Below are 9,542 nucleotides of genomic sequence, written 5' to 3'. Positions count from 1 at the left end.
GTTATTGCATAAACGGGCCCCAGGACGGCTCGCGTACGCTGCCGCCCTGAACGGACAGGACCTGCCGAGTGCGACCGTCGGTCGATACTGCGGCCAACACGCCACGGCCGTTCACCTGAGTGGCGTAAAGAATGTACTGACCGTTCGCCGCGAAGCTCGGCGATTCGTCATGTGTCGTGTCCGTCAGGCCCGTGGCTGTTCCGCCTTGCAGGTCCTGGATATACAGCTTGAATGCACCGCCGACGCGCGAGATATAGGCAAGCTCCTTGCCATCGGGACTCACGCGCGGGCTGGTGTTGTAGCTGCCCGTAAAGGTGACGCGTTGCGCGGGGCCCGCGCTTTCGCCTTGCGCCGGCATTTTGTAGATTTGCGGTGAGCCGCCGCGGTCGCTCGTGAAATAGATCCACTGGCCATCAGGAGAGTAGGCCGGTTCGGTGTCGATCGACGTGCCTTGCGTGAGACGACGCAGGCCGCTGCCGTCCGCGTTGACCGCGAAGATCTGCGTATTGCCGGTGCGCGACAGCGCGACGGCGAGCGAGCGGCCGTCCGGCGACCAGGCCGGCGCGCTGTTGTTGCCCTTCTGGTCGGACACGACCGTGCGCCGGCCTGTGGGCAGATCGTGGATGTAGACGATCGGCTTCTTCTTCTCGAACGAAACGTATGCGACCTTGGTGCCGTCAGGCGACCAGGCCGGCGAGATGATCGGCTCGGGGCTCGACAGCGCGATATGCGCATTCTGGCCGTCCGAATCGGAAACCTGCAACTGGTAGCGCCCGCCGGTGCGGATCACGTACGACAGACGCGTCGCGAACACGCCACGCGTGCCCATCAGTTTCCCGTAGATGTAATCGGCGACCTTGTGCGCGCTCATGCGCAGGCCGCTTTCGGGGCTCACGAGTACGAGGCCGCCGAGGCTTTCGCCCTTGACCGTGTCGTACAGCTTGAAGCGCACTTCGTACTGGCCGTTCGGCAGGCGGTTCACGCTGCCGGCGACGAACGCGTTGGCGCCCTTCGCCTTCCATGCGCCGAGGTCGACCGAATCGGTCTCGGACACCGGCGTCGAGCCTGCATCGATATTGGTGAATTTGCCACTGCGCTGCAGGTCCTGGCGCACGATCGCGCTGACCTGCTGCGGGGAGTTCGCTTCATTGGCGAAAGTCGCCGTCGCGATCGGAAACTGGGTAGATCCGACGCCCGTCACGAGGACGTTGAGTTGTGCGTTGGCGGCGCCGCCGACAGCGATCAGGCACGTTGCCACGAGTGTCCGCAGGCCTAGCTTGGTCATCAAACTCATGCTGTATGGATTCCTCAAAACGGTTTTACTTAACACTTCACAACAGCAAACAGACCGGAAAACAGCTAATTCGTTCCCGCGTCGTTCCTGCGCGACGGCCTGTGGAGCGACGCGCGGCATCGCCGTTAGCCGGCTGTCAGTGTGCCGCCTCAACCTGCCGGACGCAGCGTGACATAAAAGCTTTCCGGCGTCTTGCCATTGACATCCCGCGGCATCGGATCGGACGCCTTCACTGCCCGCAACGCGGCGGCGTCCCACGCCTGGTTGCCGCTGCCGCGGGTAATGGTGGCGCTCAACTGATTGCCATCCGGTGAGCAACGTACGGCGATCACGGTTTCGAGACCTTCCGTTTCACCGCCCCAGGTCACATGCTGAAGCACCAGCCTGCGCACCTTGTCCGCGTAGCCCGGCGATGCCGCCGTGCCGCCGGAGCCGCTGCCGGTTCCGTTCTTGCCTAGTCCGTTGCTACTGGAACTGCTGCCGCCGACACCGCCGGCGAGCCCCTGCATCTGCGCGAGGCGCGCGCGCCGCTCCGCGTCGAGCTGCTTCTTCGCCGCCGCTTCGGCTTGCGCCTTGGTCTTCGCGGCTTTGTCCGCATCAGCCTTTTTCTGCGCTTCCGCCTGGGCCTGCTTCTGTTGCTGCTCCTGCTGTTCTTTCAATTGCTGCTGCTTTTGCTCGGCGAGTTGCTGCTGCTTTTGCTGCTCCGCCAGTTGTTGCTGCTTGAGCTTTTCCGCCTGCTGTTGCTGCTGTTGTTGCTGCTGTTGCTTCAGTTTCGCGGCCTTCTGCGCGGCGAGTTGGGCTGCCTGCTCGGCCGCCAACTGCTGCTGACGTTGCGCTTCCTGCTGCTCTTTGAGCTTTTGCTCACGGCGCTGCTCGGCCAGTTGCGCTTCGCGAGCGGCTTCCTGCTGCTGACGCTTTTTTTGCTGCAGCGCGATGTCGGCCTGTTCGTCCCGCACCGGCGGCGCAGGGGCGACCGGCACCGGTGGCGCAGGAGGGGTGACCGGATGCGGTATCGCCGAACTCGGCACCTCGGTCCAGAGCTCCGCCTGCTCGCCCTCAGGCGTGCTGTTCTGCCACTGGATGCCGTGGTACAGGAAGAACCCGAGCAGCACATGCATCACCAGCGCGAACAGAAACGCGCGTCCAGTGCCGCGTTCACGCGGTGGCTGCAGCGGGTAGTCGGAATTCTTGCGGATCATTGCGATTTGACGAGCAATCCAACGCGCTTGACGCCCTCGGCCTTGAGCTCGGACATCACATTCATCACGGCTTCATACTTCACGGTTTTGTCGGCGGCGATCACGACGGGCTGATCCGGGTGCGCTTGCGCGCGATCGGCGATGAAGCCCTTGAGGCCGGCCTTCGTCATGTCTTCCTGTTGCTGCGTGCCGGCGTCGTCCTTGTACTTGACGCTCATGTTGCCGTCCGCGCGGATGTTGACGATCACCGGCGGCGTCTGCTGCTGCGGAGCGGCACCGCCGACAGTCGGCAGATTGACGATCGACGGCGCCACGAGCGGCGCGGTGACCATGAAGATCACGAGCAGCACGAGCATCACGTCGATGTACGGCACGACGTTGATGTCGGCCATCGCGCGGCGTGAACGCGAGCCGCGCATGCTGGAGGAACGGGAGCCTGCCATCGTGGCCTCCTTACTGTGCCTGGCGCTGCAGGATGTTCGAGAATTCCTCGATGAAAGTCTCGAAGCGGATTGCCAGACGGTCGATGTCGTGCGCGTAGCGGTTGTACGCGACCACCGCCGGAATCGCGGCGAACAGGCCGATCGCAGTGGCGGTCAGCGCTTCGGCGATACCCGGTGCGACGTTCGCGAGCGTAGCCTGCTGCACGTTGGCGAGGCCGCGGAACGCATTCATGATCCCCCACACCGTACCGAACAGACCGATATACGGGCTGACTGAGCCGACCGACGCGAGGAATGCGAGGTTTGCCTCGAGCACGTCCATTTCGCGCTGGAAGGCCGCGCGCATCGCGCGCCGCGCGCCGTCGAGAATCGCGCCCGGATCGTTCAGGCGTTTTTCCTTGCCCTTCAGGAATTCGCGCATGCCGGACTCGAAAATGCGCTCGAGCGCGCCGATGGTGTGGCGGTTATTCGCGGCGCTCTGATACAACGCCTGCAGGTCGCCGCCCGACCAGAAATCACGCTCGAAGCGCTCAGTTTGCGCGCGCGCCCGGCGAATCGCAAACCACTTGCGGAAGATGAAAGTCCACGACAACAGCGACAGCAACAGCAGCAGGGCCATCACCGCCTGAGCTAGCAGGCTCGCATTAAGTACCAGTGAAACGATCGACAGATCTTGTGTAGTGTTCATATAGGTTCGTTTTAGCGTCCCGGGAAGGGGCGTCCGGCTGCAAGGCCGTTTCAAGCTTGCCGTGGGCAAAACGGAAGCTTCGGCGATATCGAAGCCGAACCATGCCTGCGTTGCCCGACCGGTATGAGTTCACTCGCCCCGTAACAACGGCGCGAAGGTATCGTCCGTTGACATGCCGCCGCTTTTCAACTCACGTCCTGGCTCATGCCGGATCCCCGCCGAAGGGCGGCGAGAACCGGAGCGGGAATCGCCGCGGGCCGCAATGCAACTCGATCGACGCAGCCTATCCGGATCGTGCCGATAGCAAGCAATGTGCCTTCGCGCCACGCTTCCTGCGCGAAGTCCACCGAAGCTCTGCCAAGCCGCTCGATCCGGCTGACAATTTTCACGACCTCGTCGAGCCGGGCCGGAGCCCGGTAGTCGACCGCGGTACGGCGGACGATGAAAATCGCGCCGGTTTCTTCCGCGAGCCGATGCTGGTCGACGCCGCATGCGCGCAGCCATTCAGTGCGCGCCCGTTCGAAAAATTTCAGGTAGTTGGCGTAAAACACGATGCCGCCGGCGTCGGTATCTTCGTAGTACACGCGGATGGGCCACGTGTACCCGCTTTCCGTGCCTGGCTGGCTGGTCGACATATTCATGCGGCGCATTCTACCGGAACGCATACGCGCGGGTCTGTTTCAAAGTGTGCGTGCCGTGCGGCGGACCTCAGCGGCGCTATCGGTCGTTTTGCGGTCCGCTCGCCGGCGGCGTCCCGGCGGCGTGAGCGGCGGCGGCCGCGCCTGGATCCGCGAGCTGCCGTCGCGACCGGCGGCCTTCGCGATCAGCCGCGATGAATACTTAGCCCGGCGAACGACTGGGCGACCGGCATCAGTTCGATCGTATTGATGTTCACGTGGGCGGGGCGCGTGGCAATCCAGTAGATCGAATCCGCGATGTCCTCGGCCGTCAGCGGTTGAACGTTTTCGTAGACCTTGGCGGCCTTGTCATCGTCGCCGCGATAACGAACGTTCGAGAATTCGGTGCCGCCGCAAAGGCCCGGCTCGATATCGGTCACGCGCAGGGCGGTGCCGGCCAGATCGGCGCGCAGGTTCAGGCTGAACTGGCGCACGAACGCCTTGGTCGCGCCATAAACGTTGCCGCCCGGGTACGGCCAGCTGCCGGCTACCGAACCCAGATTGAAGATATGGCCGCGATTGCGCTCGACCATGCCGGGCAGCAGCGCGCGCGTGACCTGCACCAGCCCCGTGCAGTTGGTGTCGATCATCGTGGTCCATTCGTCGAGGCTGGCTTTGTGCGCCGGCTCGACGCCGAGCGCGAGGCCGGCGTTATTGACGAGCACGTCGAGGGCCGCGAATTCCGCGGGCAGCGATGCCGGCACGGCCTCGACGGCGGCACGGTCGCGCACGTCGAGTTCATATGGCAGCAGCGCGTCGCCGAGTTCGTCGGCGAGTGCCTGCAGCCGGTCCTTGCGGCGAGCGGTGGCGACGACGCGGTGGCCGCCCTTGACGAATGCGCGGGCGATGGCAGCGCCGAAGCCTGCCGACGCTCCAGTGACGAACACGATCATTGCAGTAGTTCCCTGGTCGGTATGAGACAAAGGCCCCAAGCCTACTTGCAATGCGGCGCTGCGGCAAGGACGTACCAGCCGTATGCGCGGTCGCGGCAGCGGCACGCGGCGGCCCTTCGAGGCTGGCGAGATGTCCTCGCCAGACCTGTTCGCGGCAGGTGGAGCGGCGTGCCGGAAGCCCCAGCCAGCCGGCGCTCCCGCGCTGGCGAGCCGGTTGCCTATTCGATCCTCTTCCAATACACTAACGCGCTCGACCCTGCGTGACTGGCGATAGAACCGAGTCGTCCGACTCAGCCGATTCAACCGATCGGGTTCAAGGTGGAACAACCCACCGTGAAGCGCAGGGTGCCGTTTTGCCGTTCGCCTGGGCAGCCGTGATCCGCGCGCACTGATCTGCGTTGACGGTGGCTGGCCTGCCTCGCGTGTGCGGCGACTCTCCATCCGCCGCGTCAGGGCTAGCCTGGCCGCCAGCAGCGCTGCGTACCCTCTACGCAAGATTCGGCACACGATCCGGTCAACCGGAACACACTCAACGGAACCCGTATGTTTGACAGAGCCCAAAGCACCATCGCCAACGTCGATCCCGAACTCTGGAAGGCCATCGAGCAGGAAAACCGCCGTCAGGAAGACCACATCGAGCTGATCGCGTCGGAAAACTACACGAGCCCGGCCGTGATGGCCGCGCAGGGCTCGCAACTCACGAACAAGTATGCGGAAGGGTATCCGGGCAAGCGCTACTACGGCGGCTGCGAATACGTCGACGTCGCGGAACAGCTCGCGATCGACCGCGTGAAGCAGCTGTTCGGTGCCGAAGCCGCCAACGTACAGCCGAATTCCGGCTCGCAGGCGAACCAGGGCGTGTTCTTCGCGATGCTGAAGCCGGGCGACACGATCATGGGCATGAGCCTCGCGCACGGCGGTCACCTGACGCACGGCTCGCCGGTCAACATGTCGGGCAAGTGGTTCAACGTGGTGAGCTACGGCTTGAACGAAGCCGAAGACATCGACTACGACGCCGTCGAAAAGCTCGCGCAGGAGCACAAGCCGAAGCTGCTGGTGGCCGGCGCGTCGGCGTTTGCGCTGCGCATCGATTTCGAGCGTCTGTCGAAGATCGCGAAGTCGATCGGCGCGTACTTCATGGTCGATATGGCGCACTACGCGGGCCTCATCGCCGCCGGCGTCTATCCGAGCCCGGTGCCGCACGCCGACTTCGTCACCACCACCACTCACAAGAGCCTGCGCGGCCCGCGCGGCGGCGTGATCCTGATGAAGGCCGAGTTCGAAAAGCAGATCAACTCCGCGATTTTCCCGGGCATCCAGGGCGGTCCGCTGATGCACGTGATCGCCGCCAAGGCCGTTGCGTTCAAGGAAGCGCTGTCGCCGGAATTCAAGGCCTATCAGCAGCAGGTCGTCGACAACGCGCGCGTGCTTGCCGAGACGCTGGTCAAGCGTGGTCTGCGCATCGTTTCGGGCCGCACGGAAAGCCATGTGATGCTGGTCGATCTGCGCGCGAAGAAAATCACCGGCAAGGCTGCGGAAGCGGCGCTGGGCGCGGCGCACATCACGGTCAACAAGAACGCGATTCCGAACGATCCGGAAAAACCGTTCGTGACTTCGGGCGTGCGGCTCGGCTCGCCGGCCATGACCACGCGTGGCTTCGGCGTGAAGGAAGCCGAGCAGGTCGGCAACCTGATCGCCGACGTGCTGGACAACCCGGAAGATGCGGCGACGATCGAGCGCGTGCGCGCGCAGGTCGCCGAGCTGACCCAGCGCTTCCCGGTCTACGGCTAAGCCGTCATGCATTGCCCCTTCTGCCGCCACGCTGATACGCAGGTCGTCGACTCGCGCGTGTCCGAAGACGGCGCGACGATTCGGCGGCGCCGCCGCTGCGCGGCCTGCGACAAACGTTTTACGACGTATGAGCGGGTCGAGCTGGCGCTGCCGTCGGTCGTCAAGAAGGATGGCACTCGCACGGAATTCGATCGCCGCAAGATTCTCGCGAGCATGCAACTGGCGCTGCGCAAGCGCCCGGTCGCAGCGGACGCGATCGACGCGGCGGTTGCCCGCATCGAATATCAACTGCTTGGCAGTGGCGAGCGCGAGGTGCGCAGTGAGCGCCTCGGCGAACTGGTGATGAACGAGTTGCGCGCGCTCGACACGATCGCCTATGTCCGTTTCGCCTCCGTGTACCGGCGCTTCGAAGACGTCTCCGAATTCGAGGACGTGATCGAGGAATTCCGCCGCGCTTCTTCTCCTCCCAAGCCGTCCCGCAAGCGCTGAACGCCGGCAAGCCACGCTTTGTCCGTGCGCGTTCGCCTCGGTCGCGTCGCGCATTCCACGCGGTTTTTGCCGCATTCCCACCCCCGCTTAGCTGAAGTTCGTCACGTGTATTTTTGCGCGGGATAACGCCTGAATGCCACCTGGCCATTCGGCCGATTGTTGGGGCGTTTGCAAATCGCTAGATTGGCTGCATCCGTTCAATACCTTCAGAGATGCAGATGAAACACCATGCGATTCGCCGGCCACCGTGCGCCGGCTTCACGCTTGTCGAAACCCTGGCCGTGATCGCGCTGCTCGTGGTGATTGCGGTGATGGCGACGCCATCGTTCGTCGCATGGCATATGCGCGATCAGGTTGATGCGCGCGCAAGGGCGTTGCTGTCGACATTCGCTTACGCACGCAGCGAAGCGCTACGCCGAGGCGCACGCGTCACGGTGTGCCGCGTCGACGCGGCGCGCGTTTGTCTTGGCGCGGGCGAATCATGCGGCGATGGCATCGCGGATTGGGCCTGCGGCTGGGCTGTGCTGGTCGAGCACGGCGGCACGCTATCGCTGCTTCGCGCGCAGCCGTTGCTCGCGGCGGTGAGCATCAGTGCTGTGCAAACCGATATGACGTTCACCCCTCCCTCGGGGCAACTGGTCGGCGCATTCCGCAATTTCGACATCGCGCCGCGAAATCCGACCAAAGCGATGCAGGGCAACCCGTGGCGGCGCTGCATTCGCATTGCGTCAGGCGGCCGCGCTCGAATCTCGGAGGGCGCATGCACGGCGGCTTCGTGATGACGACTTCGTCGCGTGCTCTTTCGCGTGCACTTTCGCGTCAATGCGCGCGAGGTTGCGGCGGTAGCTCGCTGATCGAGGTGATGCTGGCGGTCGCGCTGGTCGCGGTGACGGCGCTGGGACTGATCGCTGGTCAAGTGTGGATCGCGCGCGAAGCCCGTGCGATGACGATGCGCGAAAGCGCCGCGTGGATAGCCGACTCGCTTGCCGAAACGATGAGTGTGCCGTCCCTGGCCGATGCCGCACTCAACCAATCGAGCACACAGGCGAGCGTTCTGTTGCCTCACGGCGAAGCATCGATTGTGGAGAGCAGCGCGGTGGCGACGGCGCGCGTCACCTGGGCGGCCGTACGCGACAGGCCGGGCTCCGGCTCCGGCGATGTGACCGATCAGCCGGCATCCTGCGGCGGCCTGGATGTTCCCGCCGGCTCCTCGTGTGTCGCTTTGGCGTTTGCAAAATGACGCGGCGGCACGGTGCACGCGGTCATACGCTGATCGAGTTCGTGATCGCGATGGCATTGGGACTGATCGTCACTGCAGGCGCGATATCGCTTTATACGACGCAGCGCAGTGCGTTCGAGCGCGCGAGCAATGCGATGCGGATTCGCGAAGCCGGTCTCACCGCGCTGATGCTGATCGGTCAGCAATTGCAGATGGCTGGCTTCGTTCCCGCCGGTGTGGTCGGCTACAACGCGCCGTCTGGTTTGTTCGGCTGTTCGCGCGGGCGCCCGACCGGCACGGACGATAGCCCCGGTTGCAGCACGTTGAGCAGCGGTTCGGACGGCGTTGCAATCCACTATGTCGGAGACAGCATATCGACGTGGCCATCGTCGAGCGGGCAGGTGACCGATTGCGTCGGTCAGGGAATCAGAACCAGTGACGCCGCGCTCGGCAGCGAGGGCGTGCCGGTGGTGAACCGCTACTTTGCCAGCGTCAGCGAATCGACCGGCGAGCCGGAGCTTTATTGCGACGGCAACGGAAACGCGGGCACCGCGCAGCCGCTGGTGGAGGGTGTCGAGCGGCTGCGGTTGCGATACTGGCTGGCCGGCGCTCCGGCCGCGGTCGACGCATCGGCGGTGCCAGCGGATCAGTGGACCAACATCGCCGCGGTCGATCTTTGCGTGATCGTGCGCGGCGCACCGCAAGCACAGCGCTCGCGCTATATGGATTGCGACGGCGTGAGCACGACCGGCGCCGACTTGCGGCCGAGGCAGGCTTTTTCGCGCCGCGTCGCGCTGCGTAATCGTACCGAGCGCATGGAGGTGTCGCCTTGACGAGTCGAACAGGAAC

Annotated in this window: 11 protein-coding genes and 1 riboswitch; of the genes, 5 read left to right on the top strand and 6 right to left on the bottom strand. The window is 64.5% G+C overall.

The features are described from left to right. Position 1: 1 nt before the first annotated feature. The 6 genes from tolB to ydfG all read right to left on the bottom strand — a co-directional run bounded on the left by tolB (position 2) and on the right by ydfG (position 5,194). Complete coding sequence (gene tolB, locus VGH68_RS28635; protein ID WP_331607104.1) at positions 2-1,294, bottom strand: Tol-Pal system beta propeller repeat protein TolB; 1,293 nt, start codon at positions 1,292-1,294, stop codon at positions 2-4. Between the two features lie 149 nt (positions 1,295-1,443). Continuing rightward, complete coding sequence (gene tolA / locus VGH68_RS28630; protein WP_331607103.1) at positions 1,444-2,493, bottom strand: cell envelope integrity protein TolA; 1,050 nt, start codon at positions 2,491-2,493, stop codon at positions 1,444-1,446. After that, positions 2,490-2,936 carry a protein TolR gene (gene tolR, locus VGH68_RS28625; protein ID WP_331607102.1) on the bottom strand — a complete coding sequence of 149 codons (447 nt, stop codon included), beginning with the start codon at positions 2,934-2,936 and terminating at the stop codon, positions 2,490-2,492. The genes tolA and tolR overlap by 4 nt, the downstream gene beginning before the upstream one ends. A gap of 10 nt (positions 2,937-2,946) precedes the next feature. Next, complete coding sequence (tolQ, locus tag VGH68_RS28620; RefSeq protein WP_007179119.1) at positions 2,947-3,624, bottom strand: protein TolQ; 678 nt, start codon at positions 3,622-3,624, stop codon at positions 2,947-2,949. 185 nt (positions 3,625-3,809) lie between these two features. Next, positions 3,810-4,274, bottom strand: coding sequence for a tol-pal system-associated acyl-CoA thioesterase (gene ybgC / locus VGH68_RS28615; protein WP_331607109.1), 465 nt, complete (start codon positions 4,272-4,274; stop codon positions 3,810-3,812). Positions 4,275-4,447: 173 nt separating this feature from the next. Beyond that, complete coding sequence (ydfG, locus tag VGH68_RS28610) at positions 4,448-5,194, bottom strand: bifunctional NADP-dependent 3-hydroxy acid dehydrogenase/3-hydroxypropionate dehydrogenase YdfG (RefSeq protein WP_331607100.1); 747 nt, start codon at positions 5,192-5,194, stop codon at positions 4,448-4,450. A 250-nt stretch (positions 5,195-5,444) separates the two neighbouring features. Beyond that, positions 5,445-5,571, top strand: a riboswitch (ZMP/ZTP riboswitch). A gap of 166 nt (positions 5,572-5,737) precedes the next feature. Between ydfG and glyA the strand changes: the two genes are divergently transcribed. From glyA to VGH68_RS28585, 5 genes are all read left to right on the top strand, one after another. Further along, positions 5,738-6,985 carry a serine hydroxymethyltransferase gene (gene glyA / locus VGH68_RS28605; protein ID WP_331607099.1) on the top strand — a complete coding sequence of 416 codons (1,248 nt, stop codon included), beginning with the start codon at positions 5,738-5,740 and terminating at the stop codon, positions 6,983-6,985. A 6-nt stretch (positions 6,986-6,991) separates the two neighbouring features. Beyond that, a complete protein-coding gene (gene nrdR / locus VGH68_RS28600; protein ID WP_233828347.1) occupies positions 6,992-7,474 on the top strand; it encodes a transcriptional regulator NrdR in 483 nt (160 codons plus the stop codon). Positions 7,475-7,692: 218 nt separating this feature from the next. Then, entirely contained in the window at positions 7,693-8,253 is a 561-nt protein-coding gene (locus VGH68_RS28595) for a GspH/FimT family pseudopilin (RefSeq protein WP_331607097.1), read from the top strand. After that, complete coding sequence (locus VGH68_RS28590) at positions 8,235-8,714, top strand: type IV pilus modification PilV family protein (RefSeq protein ID WP_414697006.1); 480 nt, start codon at positions 8,235-8,237, stop codon at positions 8,712-8,714. The genes VGH68_RS28595 and VGH68_RS28590 overlap by 19 nt, the downstream gene beginning before the upstream one ends. Continuing rightward, entirely contained in the window at positions 8,711-9,526 is an 816-nt protein-coding gene (locus VGH68_RS28585; protein WP_331607096.1) for a PilW family protein, read from the top strand. The genes VGH68_RS28590 and VGH68_RS28585 overlap by 4 nt, the downstream gene beginning before the upstream one ends. Positions 9,527-9,542: the final 16 nt, after the last annotated feature.

This window comes from Paraburkholderia sp. (assembly GCF_036488505.1).
Taxonomy (GTDB): domain Bacteria; phylum Pseudomonadota; class Gammaproteobacteria; order Burkholderiales; family Burkholderiaceae; genus Paraburkholderia.
Note: the sequence above shows the minus strand (reverse complement) of the source record. Positions and strands in the feature narration are given on the sequence as shown.